Here is a 22,074-nt window from a genome sequence, read left to right as displayed (position 1 = left end):
AAGCGACCTACGGTGATTAGTCGCCGAGCTTCGCGGTTAATGCAGGTAACACTTTGTAGAGGTCGCCAACAATACCGTAATCTACCATATTGAAAATAGGGGCATTTTTATCTTTGTTGATCCCAACAATGATTTTTGCTCTATCCACACCCACCATATGCTGGATTTGCCCTGAAATACCGACAGCGACATAAACATCTGCACCTAAGGTCACCCCTGAAACACCAATGTAGCGATCGTGTTCCATCCAGCCTTCACCTTCAGCAATTGGACGAGAACAACCCACTTCGCCTTGGAGGGCTTTCGCTAATGCTGACGCTAATGCAATATCATCAGCCTTACCAAAACCGCGTCCGACACCCACAACACAATGCGCTTTACCTAAATCAACAGTACTACCTTGTTTTGGCTTACGTGCTAATACTTTTAATGTATGTGCGGGAGCGATAAAGATACTTTGCACCACTTGTGCATTGGGTGCATCTTTAATGGCTTCCACATCTAATGCACTGCCCACAGTAGCAATAGCATAAGGTGAACGAATTTCTGCTTTCGCATGCGCTAAACCACCGTAGACTTGATGTGTGGCAATCACAGTATTATTTTCAATAGCAAGACTTAAAGCATCGCTGACAACACCAGCTTTTAAAATCACACCAAGACGAGCCGCAATCGCTTTTGCGCGTTTTGATGCAGCAAGTAAAACCAATGCATTTGCCCCCGCTTCTTTAATAATTTCGGCAAAAGAAGCTGCATAATCTTCAGCAATCACACCGTCTTGCGGGGCAAAACAATAAACACAGTCAGCTCCTAAGTTGACACATTCGCGCGTGCTTTCATCATCACCAATAAACAGCACATTAACCTTTTCACCAAGGTCACGAGCAAACGCAATCAGCTTTGCTAAATCATCCGCTTTTTCGGCATAAACAAAGGTAGTAGGTAGTAAACTAGCCATTTTTAATCTCCTTATTGATTAACCGCTTGGCGTAAATGTTCAGCAAAAGTGGCAATATTTTCATCTGAATCACCGTCTAAAATAATCCCAAGGCGATCAGACTGCTCAGGGGCACTCACTTGTGTTTGCACAACCGTCAGAGCAGAAATATCAACACCGATATCGCCTAATCCCAGTTTTTCGACCGGCTTTTTATTCGCCGCTAAAATCGCTTTCATTGAAGGGAGTTTTGGGGTGTTAATGCTTGAAGTGACACACACAATGGCAGGTAATGTCAGTTCAAGTTCTTCTGTGATATTTTCTAAATCACGCTCAACAATAATTTTGTCACCTTCAACAGTGATTTTGTTTACGGCGTTTACACAAGGTAGACCTAAATATTCACCTACCGCTAAACCCGTTTGTTGAGCGTATAAATCGCCAGAACCTTCACCGAAAACCAATAAATCAAAACCCACTTTCTGTGCTGCTTGCGCAATAATATTGGCAGTATCCATTGAATAAAGCGCATGACATGCATCATCCGCCACCAGAGTTAATGCATCAGGACCACGCGATAAAATATCTTTTTTAATTTTCGCGTTTTCAACCATGGCACGTGTTCCTACACTTAATGCAGTGACTGTGCTATCGCCAAGGGTAGAGGCAATTTCTACGGCGGTTTCAATTGCATTCAAGTCATACAAACTAATTTTTAAACCCGCATTATCGGTTGCGAGTGTACGATCAGGCCGTGTTGTGATGTCTTGTTCGTCATGAACAACCTTACAGCAGGCAATAAGTTTCATAATTCACATTCTCCGTTTTGCACAATGCAACAAATTAATCTCATTACGCTAAAATATGCTTAGCGATGACCATACGTTGTACTTCATTTGTGCCTTCAAAAATCTCAGTGAGTTTTGCTTCACGCATTAAACGTTCAACAGGATAGGATTTGGTGTAACCCATACCGCCATGTAATTGGACGGCTTTTTGAGTCACATAAGTGGCAGCTTCTGCGGCATAAAGTTTGGCTTGAGCAGATTCACGCGTGTAAGGAAGACCCGCCATTTTGGCGGCAGCAGCGCGATAAACCAGCATACGGGCGCAATCAACACGCGTTGCCATATCCACTAATACCCATTGAATACCTTGATTAGCTGCAATGGGTTTACCAAATTGAATACGCTCTTTGGTGTAAGCAATCGTGGCATCTAAGGCACTTTGTGCGATCCCTAATGCAAGTGCAGAACAACTTAAACGCCCGCCATCTAAGGTTTCCATTGCGATATTAAAGCCTTTACCTTCTTTACCTAGCATTGCACTAGCAGGAACAACACAATCACTGAAACTCACAGAGCAAGTTTCAGAGCCATTCATCCCCATTTTGTCTTCAGGTAAACCAATGCTAATACCTGGGTTATCACGCTCAACTAAGAATGCCGTGATCCCTTTTACGCCTTTGCTTTTATTTGTCATGGCAAACACGATAAAGAAAGCACCCTGAGGTGCCGCCGTGATCCACAGTTTAGAACCATTGATCACATAGTTATCACCTTGGCGAACGGCTGTTGTCTCTTGAGCCGCTGCATCACAACCCGCACTAGGTTCTGACAAACAGAAACACCCTAATTTTTCACCCGAAACCACCCCCGGCAAAATACGTGCTTTAGTCTCTTCATCAGCATATTTTTGAATAATGGGTCCGGTTAAAGAACATTGTGATCCCATGATCATTGCGTGAGAGGCACTCACTTTTGCCATCTCTTCGGTGGCTAATACATAACTAATTGCATCTGCTTCTGTACCGCCATAAGTTTCATCAATATTGAAACCAAAGAGTCCTAATTCAGCCATAGGTGCAATACTTTCACTTGGAAAGCGGTGCTCTTTATCAATTGCACCTGCAATTGGTTTGATGTCGTTTTCAACGAACTCTCTGACCGTATCGCGGATCAGGACTTGCTCTTCTGTTAGCTGAAAATCCATGTTTATTTTCCTCTGAGAATATTTAGGGTTATCTCTACGGTGTGCGATTTCACGTTTGTCGTCTTATCGCACGCATTAATGGGTTAACGTTATTTCTACATCGTCGCGATAGATGCAGGTAAAAAGGTGTACAGCAGCAACATAAACATCATGGCTAACAGTGGGATAGCGAGGGTTAATGTCCCCACAGGACCGTATCCCTCTTTATGGCTGACACCACAGACGCTAAAGACAGTAATAATCAATCCGTTAAATGGCGGTGTTGTACTCATAGATGCCATTGTGGCGACACGGTGTAATGAACCTTGATCAACCACGGTGGCAGGGAACATCGCAGCAATCATTGGCATGGCGATACTTAACGCCCCAGAGCCTGAACCACTGATAAACACCAGAGCACCGACGGAAATCGCCGTGACGACAAGGGGATTAAGTCCCGATTGCGCAATCGCTTGGAATGATTCTTTGAACGCAGGTAATGTCATGACTAACGCACCAAATCCGACAATCACCGCGGTATTAAAGAGGGAGGTCACCCCTTCCATTGTCCCTGCGGCTAAATTAGGGACGAGTTTTTTCCAATCGAGATAACGCAAGTACACAAGCAAGGCGGCAATAATGGCGCAGAACAGCGCAATAGCCGGATCCCATTTCAGGATATTCAGCACGACAAGCAGAATAAGCATCGGCAGTAATGCAACGAGCACATTAGGTAATTGACGATCTTTTTTACCTTCCTCTGCTTTCGCTGTTTTTTCGTCTTCAACCCAGCCTTCACCTTTTGCTTTTACACGCTTAAATAACCAAGTGAGATAAATAATCACTAAAGTGACTTGAAACAACGCGGTCAACATACCCGGTACTAAACCCGCTGTTGCTGAGGTACCTAAGAATTTCATTGGGATAAGATTTTGGATCTGAGGCGATCCTGGCATTATCATCACAAAGGTACCCGCACCTGCAAAATAGACAGCCGGAATAAGTCTGCGAGGAAGATTCGCTTTGCGGAATAAACTCACCATCATTGAATAAACGGTAAACAGTGCAACAAACACTGAAACACCGCCGTAGGCTAAAATGGCACAAGCCGCAACTAATGAAGGAATAACGGCTCTTTCACCAAATTTACCAATAATAAAAGAGGCAACACTATCAGCAGCGCCACTGATAGCGGTTAATTTGCCAAAAATCGCACCAAGTACAAAAATGAAGAAGAAGCTACCGAAATAACCACCTAATCCGCCGGTATACACTTGCAATAGTGCATCGACAGGATTAAGCATATCTGGTGATACAAGCCATGCGGTCACAGCAAGAAACAGGCTGGTGGTAAAGACAGAAATAAAAATATGTATGCCTTTCATACACATAATCATTAATATCGCAAGCCCGATGATTAAACAAATAATACCCATGATTGCCCCACTTATAGGTGTTAGGGTTCAATTGACCTGCGTAAAGCACACAGGCCTTTTGTGACTATTAATTAACGTTGTTAAGCAGAAAGCACATCTGCAAAAGTTTGCAGCGCCGTTCTTGCCTGCTCATATGTTTTAGTTTGCTGATCAATTTCGATAATGATGGAAGGAATACCTTCTCTATCGAGGAATTTCTTCACAATAGGGGCATCAAATTCTTCAGGATCGCAAAACTTCGTCAGCAAATAGACGACACCATCAGCGCCTGTGTTTTTCACCATATCGGCAATTAAACGACCACGTTTTTTCTTTGGGTCATACAGCAATGAGCACCCTTCTAGCTGGGCCATTTGCTCTGCCATCGCTTCATAAGGTGAGTTATTTTCAGGAATGTCTTGGCGAAACTGACGAGATTCATGCGCGACTTCATCCGCTACAATCGCCATTTTGTTATCAGCCAAAATTTGTAGAATAGAAGGGCTATCGGCAATAATGCCTGTGACAACAATCTTGTGCCCTTTCCAAGGTTCTGGAGACAAGGTTTTGCATTGTGTGACAATAGCTTCAACAGCTTTTGTATGTTCAACGACATCCATAAGATAGCCACTTTTGATCACGGTATTACGACGTTGTGGTGTGACTAAATTTGGATGGAGTGCTGCTATTTGAGAGAATTCACGTAATGTAGCACGACGCTGATTAAAAAGACGGATGGCATTTTTCAGTGCATCGTCAGTCACCGTTTGGCCTGAAATTTCCCCTAATTGCAACGCTATTTTCTTATATTGTTCAGTTAAAAATGCAATACCTGCTGGCGTTTTACGGTTCTGTGGATGTACCAATTGAATAAAAGGCACTTGTGGTACACCCGCTTTCCAGTTTTGCCCTAAGCATTTTAAGGTGTCACAAAGAGAAGGAATTAATGCCGCAGACAACTTATTTAATGCCCCATCTAATCCCATCTCAAGAGAAGAAAGCACTAACGCACAATAGAAGGGAGGAAAATATTTCTTTGCTTCTGAGATCTCACGTCCTTCTGCGCCCCAAATACCAAAAGGCACCATACCCGCAGCATAGACGATTTCATTTGGCGTATATTCAGGGAAACAGCCAACAACCTTTTTACCGCTACGAATAAAACCATCTAATTGAGCAACTGGGTTATCCACCACGGCTTGTAACTCATCAAACAATTGCGTTAATGTCTTCATCAGAAGTCTCCCTTTTTCATTTCTGCTTTGTTAGCAGCCATAATTTCAGTCAATGCTTCAACACGGGTGACATACTGCGCTTCAGAGAAAACTCGAGGATCAGCTTGGTCGCCATCAAAAGTCACAGTTGGGATCTTAAGTTCATGACGAATACGGCGCTCAATTTCAGGCATAATGCCACTCCAGAGCTTGCAACTACGATTAACATGAATAATCGCACCATCAACTTTATTCTGACGGCTCACGTTAATACGCATATCAGCAGCACGCTCAACAGAGACACAGTTAGGGACATAAGAGTAAGCACGCATCATCTCGTTACTGTTTTGATAAATCACACCAAATGCAGTGGCGTAAACAGTTGCAGTCACGTTGATACCCTGCTCTTTTAACGGGGTCGATGTGGCTCGTAAGTAAGGCCAGCACGCAATACCTTCAAAGAGAACACGGTATTTTTCTTCACCGCGGTAAGTCGATTTTTTCTCTTTGATATTTTGTTCCATCTCTTCACACAGTTGCTCAAAAGCCAGAGCAGCTTCTAATTTACCGCGAGCACAAACAGCAACAGCCATGTGATTAAAGAGATCAAAACCATTCATTGGAGACGGCTCATATTGGCAATATTCAGCCGCTTTTAACCATGCACGCCCTGTACGTTGCGAAATTTCACAGACTTCTTTAAATTTCTCTTCGGAGAACACTTTGCCTGTAACTTTTTCGAGCTGTTTGATGGCATCATCAAATTGAGCTTGAACGTATTTCACCGTGACATCATCGGTGTCATAGTCATTTTTATAAGGAATATCGATAAGGATCATCGGAATATTCAGCTCATAAGCGATATTTTCATACCACTTGATCATACAGTTACAGATATTGTTACAACACAGTAAGAAGTCTGGCTGTGGCATATCCATCTCTTCACACTGTTTAATATCCATGTAAGAGAGGCTGATACGAGCATAAGCACAGATATCGTTGGAATATCCCATGCTTTCTGCATGCTCACACATTTTTAAACCCGCACCTTTCGCTGCAATTGCAGCGGCTTGGTTTTCAGGGTAAACCACACATAAACCTAATGTTTCAGCAATTTCTTGAGGGAAGTTAGAGGCACACCACCCTATTTTTTCACCGCTGTTTTTTGCATCCCACGCACGTTGATAAGCATCAGCAGCGATTTTTTGCAGTCGTTTTTTCGCAGGAATGTAATCCGGCGCATTCATATCTATATTGCTCATTTTAATGTTCCTATTGTTAACGCATCGTCTTCCAGTTGATGGCGATACGCTTCAAAGGCATAAATGGCTGCACCTATTGCCCCGTTGTATTGTGATAATGGTGAAGTGGCGATAGGGACGTTCAGCTCTTCGCTAACATAACGAACAACTTCAAAATTACTGGCTACACCGCCTGTCATGACAACAGGAGCTTCCACACCGACTCGTTTGGCAAGACCGGCAATACGACTAGCCACTGAGCGATGAATACCATTAATGACGTCGGGTATTGTTTCGTTATTCGCGAGATGGGAGATAACTTCAGATTCAGAGAACACAGTACAGGTTGAGCTAATAGTGACTTTTTTAGTGGACTTAGCGCCCTCTTGAGCGAGATCGGAAATCTTGGTTTCTAATACTCGCGACATCACATCTAAAAAACGTCCTGTACCCGCAGCGCACTTGTCATTCATCACAAAGTTTAATAAACGGCCTGTACCATCCATATGAAGTGCTTTAACGTCTTGGCCACCGATATCAATCACCGTTTTCACACCCGGAAAAAGAAAGTGCGCACCTTTCGCATGGCAGCTAAGTTCACTCACCTCTTTGTTGGCTTCTTTCAGAGAATTACGGCCATATCCGGTTGCACAGATCCAGCTGATCTGACTGAGATCGCCACCAAATTGATGTAATACTTCATTGATTGCTTTTTCAGGCCCAGAGGTTCCAGCTCCTACTGATGCCAACGACTTCGCGACAATAGTGTCACCATTTTTCATGATGATGCATTTTGATGCAGACGATCCGATATCAACGCCCATTGTGAAAATGTCTTGTTGCATGCCTTTGCTCTCCTGAAAATTAAAAAAATCAGTGGATTATTCTTTCCACGTCATCACGTCTTTATTGGCTTCAAGGTTTGCTATCTCTTCAGCGCTATACCCTAATTCAGCTAATACAGACGGTGTGTCTTCGCCTAACAAAGGACCACGACGGTATTCAGGTAAACCACTTTCCAAGAAATCAATCGGTGGACGAACCAAGGCTTTTTCACTGCCATTTTTGTATTTCATGTGGTAGAAGGTGTTAATTGCCCAAGCTTGTTTATCTTCCAACACTTCTTCCCAAGTTTGAGCAATGCTGAATGGGATATCGTTTTTGGTGAAAATATCAGCCCACTCTGACGCTGTTTTTTGCTCTACTTGTTGCCAAATCAGATCATACAGTTCAGGAGATCGATTATTTTTTGCCACTTCTTGTAGACGTGTATAACGAGCATCCTCTGCTAAATCTGGACGACCAATACACGAAATAAAGGTTGGATAATAAGCATCGTAAACAGGCATACAGACTTGAATAAAACGATCGTCTTTCGTTTTATAAGCCAAAATAAATGGGCTGGTAGTTGTACGGCGATCGATAGGATAAGCTTGGCCATAATCTGGATATTGCGCCGCTTGGATCATAATCGCTTGAGTGTAAATAGAGGTATGCAGTAAGTTTGTTGAAACGTACTCACCTTGACCGATGTTTTTAGCACGAATATAAGCGGCTAACACACCTGAAACCAAGCCTAATGCACACTGGTGATCGCCAAGACCGGGGATCACATTCATCGGTACTGTGCCTTTTTGGTACAGAGAACCTAAGATACCACCACGGGCAAAGAATGCAGTATAATCAAAGCCCGGTAAGTCTTTATCTGGACCTTCATCGCCATACCCCGTCACACTGGCGTACACTAATTTTGGAAAACGTTGTTTTAATGTTTCATAATCTAAACCTGCACGCTCTCTTGCGCCGGGACGCCAGTTAGTTAAGAAAATGTCCGCCTTTTCTAATAGTTCAAACAGGATTTTTTTCCCTGCTTCTGTTTTCGTATTTAACACAATCCCACGTTTATTCGCATTTTCTAAATCAAAACTGGTGTTTTCATGTTGATCTAATGGACGGCCTTCTGTTGGTGCTGTATAGCGTAAGTTATCGCCACTTGGAGATTCGATTTTAATTACGTTCGCACCCATATCAGCTAAAATACGCCCCGCTGCAGGTACTGCGATAAAGGTCGCCAATTCAACTACGGTGACACCTTCCAGTGCTTTATGACTTGTCATTTCTTCTCCTAATTATTTTTAGACTTCATACTGCTGTTGTCAGAATGTGGATAAATCCGTTGCCACTTAACCCGCTACCATGTTTTTTTCATCCTTGATTGAAACGCCATAACCCAATTGCAATTTCAGCGCCTGCACATCAATTTTTCCGCAAGGGGTATGAGGAAATTCTGTAAAGAAATGGAGTTCTTTGGGGATTTTGTAGCGAGCTAGTCGCTCTTGTAGAAATTCACGTAATTCACTTTCACCAATGCTGTAGCCTTTTTGCACACAAATAGCGACAATCACTTCTTCACCTAAATCGGCAGAGGGGATCCCAAATGCTTTTGTTGCATCAACACCCACATATTCAGCAATGGCTTCTTCTATTTCACACAGGCTGATATTTTCACCACCGCGTACCACAATCTCTTTTATACGATAGGCATAGTGATAATTTCCTTGTTCATCGATATAGCCAATATCCCCCGTGTGCAACCAACCCTCTTCGTCTAACGCTTCTTTGGTTTTGTCTGGCGCATTGTCATAACCCATCATCACATGAAAGCCACGGGTGCAAATTTCACCTAAAATGCCTACTGGCACCGGTTTACCTGTTTTCAGATTAATAATTTTCATTTCAACAAAAGGTAAAGGCTTACCAATAGAATGACGTTTTATCTCTAAAGCATCATTAGGGAGAGTTTGCGTGCAACACGGTGAGGCTTCTGTTTGACCATAAGAGATAGTGATCCCTTTCATTCCGAGGATAGTTTCAATGTCATCAATTAACGCAGGAGGGAAACTTGCTCCTGCGATAATGCCTTTATCAAGACTCGATAAATCATAGTGAGAAAATTGTTCATGCTTCATTAAACGACTAAAAATGGTCGGTACACCATGCATAATGGTGCAACGATGATGTTGAATGGCTTTTAATACATCTTCAGCGTTGTAATTATCAAGAAGAACAAGTTGGCACCCTGTTGTTAACGCAAAAAAGAGACAAGAAGAGAGTCCAAAGCAGTGGAATAGCGGAACCGCAAGACAAATCACATCATCATGCGTAACACCTAAGCGCTGTGCTGACAGCATGGCATTATTAATAACATTATATTGGCTTAACATGACACCTTTCGGCATTGCTGTACTGCCAGAGGTCATTTGAATAGTTAGTAAATCTTTTACGCTAACTTGTTCAATAGCATGTTGATATGCTTTGTCTGATATTTTTTGGCTAATTTCTTTTAATTGAGATAAAGAGACGCTTTTTTCTGCCTGTTGATTTCCCATGCTAATAAATAATTGAGGTAATGCGTCTTTATTTTTTGATGCTTTTTTAGAAAGATAATTAATAACCTCAATAAAATGATTACTTTTAAAACCATCAGAAAAACAGAGTGCTTTAATTCCAGTTAATCGGCATAAATCTAATAACTCTCTTTTTTTAAATGAAAGTTAATACAAACAACCGGAATACCAATTTGAGCAGCTGCAAGAAAACAAATTATCCATTCTTTACTATTAGCAGACCAGATACCTAAACGATCGCCTTTTGTTAACCCCATGGATAAAAAGCCACGCGCAACACTCTCGACTTCTTGTTGTAATTGTTGCCAAGACAGTGTTTTTTTACTTTGGTTTTCAATTAAGGCCGTTTGTGACGCATATTGCTTCACTACATTGTTTAGACATTCTTTAACTGTCGTTTCTAATAAGGTCATAAATACCTACTTAACCGCTTCTTTTCTGATGTTTACATCTGTAATGACCTTATTCTGGGTAGGGGAAATAATTCATTCTTGGTAAATAACGAACTGTTTTTCGTCATTTGAATAATCTGAGAGAGATTTGTGATTGAGGTCTATATTTGGTGAGTTAAATATAATTTGTAATTGAAGTATAATTAATAACAATAAGATAAAATTGAAATCAAGGCGTTATAAAGGTGTTATTATTAATAAAAAAAGAGAGCGGTATTTTATTTAAATAAGAAAACAACACCACTCTCTTTTTCAATATAAAAACACACAAATCATTTAAGAATATAAAAAAATCTTATCAATAAACATTAACGTAATCATTAAAATCAAAATAATATAAAAACAATAACAATTAATTTTTATAACATCTAAATAAAAAATTATTTAAAGCACTTAACTTATTTTATTAATGATCAATTAAAGGTTTTATTTACCACGTCGCATAGGCATCGTTGATGTCTGCTTTAACGTTAATCCCTTCGTTTCTGGTGCAAACAGTACTGATACCATCATCCCAAACAGAGAAATAGCCGCCCCCACCAGCATTGTGGTATTGATCCCATAAGTGGCAATAAAAGCGGGAAGCGCACAGGTGGAAATAACCGTCCCAATACGGCTTATCGACATAATAACCCCCACCGCCGATGCTCGGATATCGGTTGGAAATAATTCATTCGGATAAAGCCACTGTAAAATTCCAGGTCCTCCCGAGAAAAAAGCATAGGTAGCAAACGCTAAGATAACGAATAAAATCGGTAAATTCGGGAATATCCCCAGCGTGAATAATGCTAAAGTCATCATCGCAAAACTACCAATTAACAGTGGGCGTCGCCCCGTTTGGTTTAACCAAAACATTGCGGGAATACAACCCAACATAAAAAATAGGCTGATCACGACATTGCCTAATGCCGCACTTCTTCCTGTATCCCATCCTAATAAACCGACAATTTGAGGGCCAAAAGTATAAATGGCAAACATCGGGATCACTTGGCAGGTCCAAATTACGGCAACAAAGAGCACAAATGAGAAGTGGCGTTTATTAAATAATTCGATAAAACGGGTCGTTTTAGCATCTTCTGCTTCAAAGACCACAGGCTCGCCAAAGAGTTTGATCATCATTTTATTACACTCTTTAATACGCCCTTGGCGTATTAACCAAAGCGGTGATTCAGGGAGATCAAAGCGACCAATTAGAATAATAACGCAAGGAATAAAAGCACTGCCTAACATCCAACGCCAGCCATCTTGGACATCATATAAAAGATAACCCACTAAATTGGCACATGTCGCACCGATATACCACATAGCAGCAATAAATCCGACGGCAAAGGCACGTTGCTTTTTATTGGAAAATTCGGTGATCATCGAAGTTGCAATAGGATAGTCAGCGCCAATCACAATCCCAATAAGGAAGCGCATCACTAACAACCCTATTGGTGTTGAAACAAACATGGTCGCAATAGAAATCACCGCAATAGCCACAATATCAACGAGGAACATTTTACGGCGCCCTACTTTGTCACAAATATAGCCAAAAAGTGAGGTACCAATAAAAAGCCCTGCTAATGTTGCCGCACCAAGCAAACCAATCCATCGCGTATCAAGCTGTAATATAGGTGTTAATTGTTCGAGCGCCACACCAATAATGACTAATACATAACCATCAAGAAAAGGGCCGCCACTTCCCCATAACATCACTCGACGATGTACTGAGGTAAAACGAATATCATCAAAGTTTCTGGGCTGCATGACTGCGTCCTAGTCTATTTTTAACCAAAGAAAGAAAAGCTCCCAGGCCGGAGACAGCGCTGGGAGAAAAGTAGCGATATATCATCCGTAACGATATTCCACGCCAAACGTTCCGCGTGGGTATTCCCATTTTTCAAGCGCACTGTCTAAACCGAGAATTCGACACGTTCCACACTCTAAGCACCCTGCATAATCAAAGCTGACGCTACCATCTTGTTGTTTTTTATAAAGACCCGCAGGACAAGCTTTTACCAGTGTGTCTAATACTTGCATATCAGGTTGCTGTTTAATGATGATATGTGGATTTTCTTCATCGACATTAAATTTATTGATGCCCAATTTGACATCGACATTTACAGGAGAACTCATATTGCTTTTACTCCTTTGATCCCATCTTTTATTAAATTCATCCACCCCACTTTTTTGCTATGACGCATGATGGTTTTACGCATCGGTACAGGGGCATCATCGGTGACAGTAAAGAGATCTTTTGCAATACCAACCACCATGTCAGGATAAGCAGTAAACATACGCGGATTATCTAGTAAATCAGGCATACGTTGATATGCTTTCATATCGCGCAAAGGCCCCTGTGCTAAATGGTTGAGATACTCATTAAGGGTTTGTTTACTAAAATCATTTTTTGCCATTGCTGAAAGCACCGTTTTTGCAGCAGCTTCCCCTGATGCCATGGCTAAATCCATCCCTCTAATGGTAAAGCCTAGATTCATACACATGCCTGCCGCATCTCCTGCTATCAAAACACCATCGCGAACAAGTTCGTGTTGCATTCGCAAACCTGCCTCAGGTACCACATGGGCGCTATATTCCACCATTTTTCCATCAGCAATCAGCGGTGCTACAACGGGATGTTGTTTAAAATCTTCTAGCATTTGTGGAACCGATTTTTTGGCATCTTTAATATGGTGAAGCCCACAGACAAGCCCCAAAGAAAGCGTCGTTTTATTGGTATATAAAAAACCGCCCCCCATTAGCCCATCGGTAGGAGAGCCGGCAAATAACCAAGCCACACCTTCGTTATCTTTTAGGTTAAAACGATCTTTAATGACACTTTCAGGCAGTTCGATGATCTCTTTTACGCCCACGGCAACATTTTCAGCTGCAACTCGTTTTGTCATGCCTAACTGTTCAGCCAAAAGTGAGTTCACACCATCAGCCAAAATCACTGCTTTGGCTTCTAATACATCACCATCTGCTTCTACACCGACAATTTTACCGTCACGCTCAACTAACTTATCAACACGAATGCCCGTGATACACTGGGCGCCTGCATCTTCGGCTTGCGCCATTAGCCATTGATCAAATTCACCACGTAATACAGACCAAGAGGCATGATTAGGGTTATGCGTTTCAGCGTTTTGATAGTCGATAGTCATAGCCCCTGTTTGTGTCATAAATGACAATTTTTCATGGGTGATCACCCGCTCAACCGGAGCCTGTTGCGCAAATTCAGGAATGATGCGCTCAAGGGTATGGGCATATAGACGACCACCCGTTACATTTTTTCCGCCGGCGTAGTTCCCTCTTTCTATTAGCAATACCTGCGCACCTTCTCTGGCTAAAACAAGTGCAGCCACAGAGCCCGCTAATCCTGCGCCAACAATAATGGCATCGAAAATATCTTCGGAATCGGACATAACATCTCCAGAACTTGCAAATAAAGCAGAGAAGTTATCTTCTCTGCTGACTAAATCAGTTAGATAGTTGACGGGTAAGTGCAGGCAAAATCTTCATTACATCACCGACAATGCCGTAGTCAGCAAATTGGAAGATAGGTGCATTTTTATCTTTGTTGATCGCCATAATGGTTTGTGATCCATTTGCACCAACCATATGTTGGATTTGCCCTGAAATACCTACCGCCAAATACAGATCTGGCTTAAGCATCAAGTTAGAAATGCCAACATAACGCTCATGCTCCATCCATTTTTCATTTTCAGCCACAGGGCGGGAGCAGGCGATTTCAGCCCCAATCTCTTTTGCTAACTCTTCTGCAATAGCAATATTTTCTTTACTGCCAATACCACGACCAACACTGACCACAAAACGGGCTTTATCCAGATCGACGGCATTGATTTTTCTTGGCTGAATGGACTGGCAAATAATGCTTTGTGAAGGGGCAATCCATGCTACTTTTTGTGCCGTACCCGTAGCCTGTGTTTCTGATGCAACGTCAAAAGCACCAGTACTTGCGGTAACAACACAATAAGGTGTTGTTAATGTTTCATCACCAAAGGCAAGTCCACCGTAAACCATATGTTTTGCCACTAATGCATCATTTTGGGTACTTAACGATTGTGCATCATTTGATACTACCGCGGCTAAACGGTGACCTAAACGAGCGGCAAATAATTTGCCACGACGCGTATTTGGCAGTAAGACCAAGCCGGCATCGCTATGTGATTTAATGGTTTCAACGATACTTTGTGCATAATCTTCCATAATGCGATCATCAGGTTTACCTTCTAATTGGAAAACCGCTGTCGCCCCTAATTTAAAGGCAGCGATGCTTTGCTCATCATTAAAGGTAAAGACATTGATTGATTGACCTAATGAAGAAGCTCCCCCCATTAATTCTGGTAAAGGGGAAAGTACATCACTCAACACCCAAACAGTTGAAAACTGGCTCATAACTCCCCCTATTACTTAATAATTTTTCGTAAATATTCTGCAAATTCAGCAATTTGATCGTCGCCATCACCTTCAATAATGATGCGCTGACGTACTTTTTGTTTCGGTGCTAACACGGTTTGCTCTGAACGTGGTGTTATGGGCTCTAAACCAAGATCGGCCACACTCCATTGTTGAACCGGCTTTTTAGCGGCACCTAAAATGGCTTTCATGGATGGAATTTGCGGAGAGTTGATATCGGTAGAAACGGCAATCACCGCAGGTAAGGTGATAGTAAGCGTTTCAATTTCGTTTTCTAATTCGCGTTCAACGGTGATGGAATCAGTTGTAATAGAAACAATTTTATTAACCCCATTAATGGCAGGAATATTCAAGATCTCCCCCACCAGCAAACTCACTTGTTGGGAACTTAGATCTGCCGAGCCATCACCACATAAGATAAGATCGTACCCCTGCTTAGTTGCAGCTGCTGCAAGCACTGTCGCCGTTTGATAAGGAAGAGAAGCTTCCAATTGCTCATCGACCACCACCACGAGATCATCAGCACCACGAGATAACACATCTTTACGTGCTTTAACGTTAGTCAGCGCGTTACCACCTACGCTCATTGCCGTAATTTGAATACCATCAAGTTGTGTTTTTAACTGATTTGCCGCTTCAATCGCATTTAAATCATATTGGCTAATTTTGTTATTGGCGCGCGAAAAATCGAGTGAACCATCGGCATTATTGACCACAATATCCTGTTCATCGGGAACACTCTTGTAACATGTAATAATCTTCATTACATCTCCTGAAATTAATAAATATGTCATTTACTCTGGCAATGTAATATACAATTAACACAATTAAATGATTAAGAAATTAAATCTAGATCACCAATATTGAAGATTATTAAATAAGAGATGGATAGCGTTCAATATTGCTAAATACATCACCAATATTGAAATTAAATTTAATTAAAGTGATTAACTTTCAATATTGTTATCTGGATCAACAATATTGAACATAATAAGAAATGATTTATTTAATATTCAATATTGCCACAAAGATCAACAATATTGAAAGAGCGAATATAACACATTTATTACAAGCCTAAATATATCATTATTTATCAATCAATTAAAATGAAAATAAAAGGTTATAAAACGTAACATAAAATCGACAAAAAGAATAGTGTGAAGTGAATAACAGAATGAAACATTAATAATATCCATTATTCTTCTTCATTAATGATTTTATAAATTAGCCAATCGGCTTGTTTTTTGATTATGATAAAAACCAATTAATGGAATATATAGGATCTAACTAATAGAGTTTATTCGAAATTAGGAATTAACACTTATTAAACTTCTGCGCTAAATATATTTGGAAAATTTACCTATGAGCAAAGATAATAAAAAGGCAGGAATAGAACCGAAGGTTTTTTTTCCGCCATTAATCATTGTTGGTATTTTATGCTGGTTAACGGTACGCGATCTTGACGCTTCAAATGAAGTGATCAATGCCGTTTTCAGCTATGTTACCAATGTCTGGGGTTGGGCCTTCGAATGGTATATGGTGATCATGTTCGGGGGCTGGTTCTGGTTGGTTTTTGGACGTTATGCCAAAAAACGCCTGGGCGATGAGAAACCAGAATTTAGTACGGCAAGCTGGATCTTTATGATGTTTGCTTCTTGTACATCAGCGGCTGTGCTGTTTTGGGGCTCAATTGAAATATACTACTACATTTCAAGTCCTCCTTTCGGTATGGAAGGTTACTCCGCACCAGCCAAAGAGATAGGGTTAGCTTACAGCTTATTCCACTGGGGCCCGCTACCTTGGGCAACCTATAGTTTCCTGTCTGTCGCCTTCGCTTACTTCTTTTTTGTACGCAAAATGGAAGTGATCCGCCCAAGTAGCACTTTAACGCCATTAGTGGGTGAAAAACACGTTAATGGTTTATTTGGTACTGTCGTCGACAATTTCTATTTGGTCGCCTTGATCCTAGCAATGGGCACCAGCCTTGGGCTTGCAACGCCTTTGGTAACTGAATGTATTCAATACTTATTTGGTATTCCTCACACTCTACAATTAGATGCCATTATTATCTCTTGCTGGATCTTACTCAACGCTATTTGCGTGGCATTTGGTCTACAAAAAGGGGTAAAAATCGCCAGTGATGTGCGTACTTACCTGAGCTTCTTAATGTTAGGTTGGGTATTTATCGTGGGTGGTGCCAGCTTTATTGTCAATTACTTCACAGATTCTGTGGGTACATTGCTGATGTATATGCCACGTATGTTGTTTTACACCGATCCTATTGGTAAAGGGGGTTTTCCTCAGGCTTGGACTGTCTTCTATTGGGCTTGGTGGGTTATTTACGCCATTCAAATGAGTATCTTCTTAGCGCGTATCTCTAAAGGTCGTACTGTTCGTGAATTATGTTTAGGAATGGTATCAGGTTTAACCGCAGGAACTTGGCTGATTTGGACTATTCTGGGGGGTAACACTTTACAACTGATTGACCAAAATATCCTTAATATTCCGCAACTGATTGATCAATATGGTGTGCCACGCGCCATTATCGAAACATGGGCCGCTTTACCCCTCAGTACAGCAACCATGTGGGGCTTCTTTATTCTCTGCTTTATCGCCACAGTCACTTTAATCAATGCCTGCTCTTACACACTAGCAATGTCAACTTGTCGCTCCATGAAAGAAGGGGCTGAACCACCATTATTGGTACGCATCGGCTGGTCTGTATTAGTCGGTATTATCGGCATTATTTTACTAGCATTAGGCGGCTTAAAACCGATCCAAACCGCCATTATTGCCGGAGGATGCCCACTATTTTTCGTCAATATCATGGTCACCTTGTCCTTTATAAAAGATGCCAAAGTGCACTGGAAAGATTGATCTCCCTATACGCAAAAAATGACACATTAAGAGGTTATTAACATGGATTTTAGATTGAATGATGAGCAGGAACTGTTTGTTGACGGTGTCCGCGAATTAATGGCCAGTGAAAACTGGGAAGCTTATTTCGCACAGTGTGATCGCGAAAGTAAATACCCAGAGCGTTTTGTTAAGGCCTTAGCGGATATGGAAATTGACAATCTGCTTATCCCTGAAGAGCACGGTGGCTTAAATGCCGGATTTGTTACTGTTGCCGCAATTTGGATGGAATTAGGTCGTTTAGGTGCGCCAACCTATGTGCTCTATCAATTACCGGGGGGATTTAACACCGTATTGCGTGAAGGGACTCAAGAACAAATCGACAAAATCATGGCGTTTCGTGGTACAGGCAAACAGATGTGGAACTCAGCGATCACTGAACCGGGGGCTGGCTCTGATGTGGGTAGCTTACAAACCACTTATACCCGTAAAAATGGCAAAGTTTACCTCAACGGTAGCAAATGCTTTATCACCAGTAGTGCTTATACCCCTTATATCGTCGTGATGAGTCGTGATGCGGCTTCCCCTGATAAACCCATCTTTACCGAATGGTTTGTCGATATGAGTAAACCCGGCATTAAAGTCACTAAGTTAGAAAAACTGGGTTTACGTATGGATAGCTGCTGTGAAATCACCTTCGACAACGTTGAACTTGAAGAAAAAGATATGTTTGGTCGCGAAGGTAACGGCTTTAACCGTGTGAAAGAAGAGTTTGATCATGAGCGTTTCTTAGTGGCACTGACTAACTATGGTACCGCCATGTGTGCGTTTGAAGATGCGGCGCGCTACGCCAACCAACGGGTTCAATTTGGTGAGACTATCGGTCGCTTCCAACTTATTCAAGAAAAATTCGCCCATATGGCGATCAAACTCAATTCAATGCGCAACATGTTATATGAAACTGCATGGAAAAGTGACAATGGCTTAATTACCTCCGGTGATGCTGCAATGTGTAAATACTTCTGTGCGAATGCAGCCTTTGAAGTGGTTGATAGTGCGATGCAAGTGCTGGGTGGTGTGGGGATCGCAGGTGAACACCGTATTGCACGTTTTTGGCGTGATCTACGCGTTGACCGTGTATCTGGTGGCTCTGATGAAATGCAGATCCTGACATTAGGACGCGCTGTACTGAAACAGTATCGTTAATTAATCGCAGAGCACTCTCTTAACATCGAGTGAGGGAGTGTTCAAACAGTCCACTGACGAGGTGACATTATGACAGAACATTTACCCATGCCACAATTTGGGCCACTAGCTGGAGTTCGTGTGGTGTTTTCAGGTATTGAGATTGCCGGGCCATTTGCAGGACAGATGTTTGCAGAGTGGGGTGCGGAGGTCATTTGGATTGAAAACGTTGCATGGGCGGATACCATTCGTGTTCAACCCCATTATCCACAGCTTTCCCGTCGCAATCTACATGCGTTATCGTTAAATATTTTCAAAGACGAAGGCCGTGATGCTTTCCTAAAATTAATGGAAACCACGGATATTTTTATCGAAGCCAGCAAAGGTCCTGCCTTTGCCCGTCGCGGTATTACCGATGAGGTTTTATGGGAGCATAACCCTAAATTGGTTATCGCGCACTTATCCGGCTTTGGTCAATATGGCGATCCGCAATATACCAACCTTCCAGCCTACAACACTATTGCTCAAGCATTTAGTGGCTATCTCATTCAAAACGGCGATAAAGACCAACCTATGCCCGCTTTTCCTTATACCGCTGACTATTTCTCTGGTATGACGGCAACCACCTCAGCATTAGCGGCACTGTACAAAGTGCAACAAACGGGCAAAGGGGAAAGTATTGATATTGCAATGTATGAAGTAATGTTGCGAATGGGGCAATACTTTATGATGGACTATTTTAATGGCGGAGAAATCTGTCCACGAATGACCAAAGGCAAAGATCCATACTATGCCGGCTGTGGCTTATACCGTTGCCAAGATGGTTATATCGTGATGGAAGTGGTCGGCATCACTCAAATTGAAGAAATTTTTAAAGATATTGGTCTTGCTCATCTATTAGGTACTCCTGAAGTCCCCAAAGGGACACAACTGATCCACCGTATTAATTGCCCTCATGGTCAACTCTTTGAAGATAAATTAGATGAATGGCTAGCCAACCAGCCGATTACCGCCGTACTAAAACGCCTATCTGAACTCAATATTGCCAGTGCAAAAGTGTTAACCATTCCTGAATTAGAAGGCAATCCACAATACGTGGCTCGAGAGTCAATTACTCAATGGAAAACGATGAGTGGTGAAACCTGTAAGGGACCAAATATCATGCCGAAATTCAAAAATAATCCAGGAAAAATCTGGCGTGGTATGCCTGCTCACGGCATGGATACCAATGCGATTTTGAAAAATATCGGTTATAGCGACGAACAAATTAGGGAGCTAGTCGATAAAGGGCTAGCTAAAATCGTAGAGTAAATACCGTTAGACTCAGGTACAAGTGGCACTATCCCACAATACCTGAGCTTACGGCAAAAGCATGGGATAACAGTTTAATGGATGTGATTGGCAGACAACACTTACGGCAAATGTGGGATGATTTAGCTGAAGTTTATGATAAAAAAACAGCGCTAATTTTTGAATCTGCACAAGGGAAAGTCAGACAATTTAGCTACAGTGAATTAAATGAAGAGATCAACAGAGCCGCAAATCTTTTTCATGCCTGTGGTATAAAAAAAGGCGACCATGTTGCCTTACATCTTGATAACTGCCCAGAATTTTTCTTTTGCTGGTTTGGACTGGCAAAAATTGGCGCTGTTATGGTGCCCATTAATGCCCGCTTTATGTATGAAGAGAGTGCTTGGATCATTAACCATTGCCAAGCACACTTTGTGGTAACAAGTGATAATTTCTCTCCAATTTACCAACCGATGTTGCACGATAAGCACTCTCCTTTAACGCAACTGTTTTTAATAACAGAAAACTGTCTCCCCACTGAACAAGGGGTTGTTGATTTTTTAAGTGAAAAAGCCAAGCATCCCGTTACGCTTAATCATCACACCCCATTAAGTGTGGATGACACGGCTGAAATCCTTTTTACCTCAGGTACTACTTCACAACCCAAAGGAGTAGTTATTACGCATTATAATTTACGTTTTGCTGGCTACTACTCCTCATGGCAGAACGCCTTACGGGAAGATGATATCTATCTTACCGTCATGCCTGCTTTTCATATCGATTGCCAGTGTACCGCATCACTTCCTGCTTTTTCTGTAGGTGCCACATTTGTACTACTGGAAAAATACAGTGCAAGAGCCTTCTGGAAGCAAATTCTCAAATACCAAGCAACGGTAACAGAATGCATACCCATGATGATGCGCACCTTAATGGCACAACCAGTCTCACCAGATGAAAAGCAACATAAACTGCGCGAAGTGATGTTTTACCTCAATCTTGCAGATGAGGAGAAAGATGCCTTTATTGAACGCTTTAATGTGCGATTACTCACCTCTTACGGCATGACAGAAACCATTGTTGGCTTAATCGGTGACAGACCTGGTGATAAACGCCGCTGGCCATCTATTGGTAGACCGGGATTTTGTTATCAAGCGCAAATTCGCGACAAACAAAATCAGCAAGTTCCTAACGGTGTAGTCGGTGAGATCTGCGTCAAAGGTGAAGCGGGAAAAACCTTATTTAAAGAGTATTACAATCGCCCCGATGCAACAGAAAAAGCGCTAGAGCCTGATGGTTGGTTACACACGGGTGACTATGGTTATCGAGATGACGAAGGCTTTTTCTATTTTGTTGATCGCAGTTGCAACATGATCAAACGCGGTGGTGAAAACGTCTCTTGTATTGAAATTGAAAATATCATCGCATCACACCCTAAAATCCAAGATGTAGCAGTAATTGGTGTACCTGATGATATTCGCGATGAAGCCATTAAAGCCTTTGTGGTACTGGTTGACGGTGAAACGTTAAGTGAAGAAGCCTTTTTCGCCTTTTGTGAACAGAATATGGCGAAATTTAAAGTGCCTTCCGCCGTTGAGTTTAAACAGGGGTTACCACGTAATTGCTCGGGCAAAGTGATCAAAAAGCATTTGCAATAAGCCATAAGTGGGTTTTCGTGACAGTTAAT

The 22,074-nt window shown here is 41.8% G+C and carries 19 protein-coding genes; 4 read left to right on the top strand and 15 right to left on the bottom strand.

Features of this window, described 5'->3' with window-relative positions; genetic code table 11:
• Positions 1–16 precede the first annotated feature (16 nt).
• From AACV01_RS06335 to AACV01_RS06265, 15 genes are all read right to left on the bottom strand, one after another.
• Positions 17–958, bottom strand: a complete 942-nt coding sequence (locus AACV01_RS06335) for an FAD-binding protein (RefSeq protein ID WP_004249249.1) — start codon at positions 956–958, stop codon at positions 17–19.
• An 11-nt stretch (positions 959–969) separates the two neighbouring features.
• Positions 970–1,746 (bottom strand): putative electron transfer flavoprotein FixA, encoded by a 777-nt coding sequence (gene fixA, locus AACV01_RS06330; RefSeq protein ID WP_004249247.1) that lies wholly within the window; start codon positions 1,744–1,746, stop codon positions 970–972.
• A 43-nt stretch (positions 1,747–1,789) separates the two neighbouring features.
• Positions 1,790–2,929 carry an acyl-CoA dehydrogenase family protein gene (locus AACV01_RS06325; RefSeq protein ID WP_004249246.1) on the bottom strand — a complete coding sequence of 380 codons (1,140 nt, stop codon included), beginning with the start codon at positions 2,927–2,929 and terminating at the stop codon, positions 1,790–1,792.
• 95 nt (positions 2,930–3,024) lie between these two features.
• A complete protein-coding gene (locus tag AACV01_RS06320) occupies positions 3,025–4,344 on the bottom strand; it encodes a GntP family permease (protein WP_004249245.1) in 1,320 nt (439 codons plus the stop codon).
• 80 nt (positions 4,345–4,424) lie between these two features.
• On the bottom strand, positions 4,425–5,558 hold the full coding sequence (locus tag AACV01_RS06315; protein WP_060555141.1) for a 2-hydroxyacyl-CoA dehydratase subunit D: 1,134 nt from the start codon (positions 5,556–5,558) through the stop codon (positions 4,425–4,427).
• Entirely contained in the window at positions 5,558–6,799 is a 1,242-nt protein-coding gene (locus AACV01_RS06310; RefSeq protein ID WP_004249243.1) for a 2-hydroxyacyl-CoA dehydratase subunit D, read from the bottom strand. Before AACV01_RS06310 ends, AACV01_RS06315 begins: the two co-directional genes overlap by 1 nt.
• Positions 6,796–7,623, bottom strand: a complete 828-nt coding sequence (locus AACV01_RS06305; protein ID WP_004249241.1) for an acyl-CoA dehydratase activase — start codon at positions 7,621–7,623, stop codon at positions 6,796–6,798. The genes AACV01_RS06310 and AACV01_RS06305 overlap by 4 nt, the downstream gene beginning before the upstream one ends.
• Before the next feature lie 36 nt (positions 7,624–7,659).
• Positions 7,660–8,895, bottom strand: coding sequence for a CaiB/BaiF CoA transferase family protein (locus AACV01_RS06300; RefSeq protein WP_004249239.1), 1,236 nt, complete (start codon positions 8,893–8,895; stop codon positions 7,660–7,662).
• A gap of 66 nt (positions 8,896–8,961) precedes the next feature.
• Positions 8,962–10,167, bottom strand: coding sequence for an AMP-binding protein (locus AACV01_RS06295; protein WP_236545611.1), 1,206 nt, complete (start codon positions 10,165–10,167; stop codon positions 8,962–8,964).
• 137 nt (positions 10,168–10,304) lie between these two features.
• The gene (locus tag AACV01_RS06290) at positions 10,305–10,598 is read right to left on the bottom strand and encodes an AMP-binding protein (RefSeq protein ID WP_236545610.1); all 294 of its coding nucleotides are present in this window, start codon (positions 10,596–10,598) and stop codon (positions 10,305–10,307) included.
• 465 nt (positions 10,599–11,063) lie between these two features.
• Positions 11,064–12,386, bottom strand: coding sequence for an MFS transporter (locus AACV01_RS06285; protein WP_049218962.1), 1,323 nt, complete (start codon positions 12,384–12,386; stop codon positions 11,064–11,066).
• Positions 12,387–12,467: 81 nt separating this feature from the next.
• On the bottom strand, positions 12,468–12,755 hold the full coding sequence (gene fixX, locus AACV01_RS06280) for a ferredoxin-like protein FixX (protein ID WP_004245788.1): 288 nt from the start codon (positions 12,753–12,755) through the stop codon (positions 12,468–12,470).
• On the bottom strand, positions 12,752–14,044 hold the full coding sequence (locus tag AACV01_RS06275; protein WP_036907358.1) for an FAD-dependent oxidoreductase: 1,293 nt from the start codon (positions 14,042–14,044) through the stop codon (positions 12,752–12,754). Before AACV01_RS06275 ends, fixX begins: the two co-directional genes overlap by 4 nt.
• A 55-nt stretch (positions 14,045–14,099) precedes the next feature.
• Positions 14,100–15,038 (bottom strand): FAD-binding protein, encoded by a 939-nt coding sequence (locus AACV01_RS06270; protein ID WP_004245790.1) that lies wholly within the window; start codon positions 15,036–15,038, stop codon positions 14,100–14,102.
• An 11-nt stretch (positions 15,039–15,049) separates the two neighbouring features.
• Positions 15,050–15,823 (bottom strand): electron transfer flavoprotein FixA, encoded by a 774-nt coding sequence (locus tag AACV01_RS06265; protein WP_046335020.1) that lies wholly within the window; start codon positions 15,821–15,823, stop codon positions 15,050–15,052.
• A gap of 598 nt (positions 15,824–16,421) precedes the next feature.
• Here AACV01_RS06265 and caiT point away from each other — a divergent pair.
• From caiT to caiC, 4 genes are all read left to right on the top strand, one after another.
• Entirely contained in the window at positions 16,422–17,936 is a 1,515-nt protein-coding gene (gene caiT / locus AACV01_RS06260; protein WP_004245792.1) for an L-carnitine/gamma-butyrobetaine antiporter, read from the top strand.
• Between the two features lie 42 nt (positions 17,937–17,978).
• The gene (caiA, locus tag AACV01_RS06255) at positions 17,979–19,121 is read left to right on the top strand and encodes a crotonobetainyl-CoA dehydrogenase (protein WP_004245793.1); all 1,143 of its coding nucleotides are present in this window, start codon (positions 17,979–17,981) and stop codon (positions 19,119–19,121) included.
• A gap of 69 nt (positions 19,122–19,190) precedes the next feature.
• The gene (caiB, locus tag AACV01_RS06250; RefSeq protein WP_004245794.1) at positions 19,191–20,411 is read left to right on the top strand and encodes an L-carnitine CoA-transferase; all 1,221 of its coding nucleotides are present in this window, start codon (positions 19,191–19,193) and stop codon (positions 20,409–20,411) included.
• Positions 20,412–20,488: 77 nt separating this feature from the next.
• Positions 20,489–22,045 (top strand): crotonobetaine/carnitine-CoA ligase, encoded by a 1,557-nt coding sequence (gene caiC / locus AACV01_RS06245; protein WP_060555137.1) that lies wholly within the window; start codon positions 20,489–20,491, stop codon positions 22,043–22,045.
• Positions 22,046–22,074: the final 29 nt, after the last annotated feature.

This window comes from Proteus sp. G2609 (genome assembly GCF_963896135.1).
GTDB lineage: Bacteria > Pseudomonadota > Gammaproteobacteria > Enterobacterales > Enterobacteriaceae > Proteus > Proteus mirabilis.
This window is presented reverse-complemented; position numbering and strand designations above follow the sequence as displayed.

Coding starts and splice junctions, on each gene's coding strand:
- AACV01_RS06335 (WP_004249249.1), bottom strand. CDS start 958: ATGGCTAGTTTACTACCTACTACCTTTGTTTATGCCGAAAAAGCGGAT.
- fixA (WP_004249247.1), bottom strand. CDS start 1,746: ATGAAACTTATTGCCTGCTGTAAGGTTGTTCATGACGAACAAGACATC.
- AACV01_RS06325 (WP_004249246.1), bottom strand. CDS start 2,929: ATGGATTTTCAGCTAACAGAAGAGCAAGTCCTGATCCGCGATACGGTC.
- AACV01_RS06320 (WP_004249245.1), bottom strand. CDS start 4,344: ATGGGTATTATTTGTTTAATCATCGGGCTTGCGATATTAATGATTATG.
- AACV01_RS06315 (WP_060555141.1), bottom strand. CDS start 5,558: ATGAAGACATTAACGCAATTGTTTGATGAGTTACAAGCCGTGGTGGAT.
- AACV01_RS06310 (WP_004249243.1), bottom strand. CDS start 6,799: ATGAGCAATATAGATATGAATGCGCCGGATTACATTCCTGCGAAAAAA.
- AACV01_RS06305 (WP_004249241.1), bottom strand. CDS start 7,623: ATGCAACAAGACATTTTCACAATGGGCGTTGATATCGGATCGTCTGCA.
- AACV01_RS06300 (WP_004249239.1), bottom strand. CDS start 8,895: ATGACAAGTCATAAAGCACTGGAAGGTGTCACCGTAGTTGAATTGGCG.
- AACV01_RS06295 (WP_236545611.1), bottom strand. CDS start 10,167: ATGGGAAATCAACAGGCAGAAAAAAGCGTCTCTTTATCTCAATTAAAA.
- AACV01_RS06290 (WP_236545610.1), bottom strand. CDS start 10,598: ATGACCTTATTAGAAACGACAGTTAAAGAATGTCTAAACAATGTAGTG.
- AACV01_RS06285 (WP_049218962.1), bottom strand. CDS start 12,386: ATGCAGCCCAGAAACTTTGATGATATTCGTTTTACCTCAGTACATCGT.
- fixX (WP_004245788.1), bottom strand. CDS start 12,755: ATGAGTTCTCCTGTAAATGTCGATGTCAAATTGGGCATCAATAAATTT.
- AACV01_RS06275 (WP_036907358.1), bottom strand. CDS start 14,044: ATGTCCGATTCCGAAGATATTTTCGATGCCATTATTGTTGGCGCAGGA.
- AACV01_RS06270 (WP_004245790.1), bottom strand. CDS start 15,038: ATGAGCCAGTTTTCAACTGTTTGGGTGTTGAGTGATGTACTTTCCCCT.
- AACV01_RS06265 (WP_046335020.1), bottom strand. CDS start 15,823: ATGAAGATTATTACATGTTACAAGAGTGTTCCCGATGAACAGGATATT.
- caiT (WP_004245792.1), top strand. CDS start 16,422: ATGAGCAAAGATAATAAAAAGGCAGGAATAGAACCGAAGGTTTTTTTT.
- caiA (WP_004245793.1), top strand. CDS start 17,979: ATGGATTTTAGATTGAATGATGAGCAGGAACTGTTTGTTGACGGTGTC.
- caiB (WP_004245794.1), top strand. CDS start 19,191: ATGACAGAACATTTACCCATGCCACAATTTGGGCCACTAGCTGGAGTT.
- caiC (WP_060555137.1), top strand. CDS start 20,489: ATGGATGTGATTGGCAGACAACACTTACGGCAAATGTGGGATGATTTA.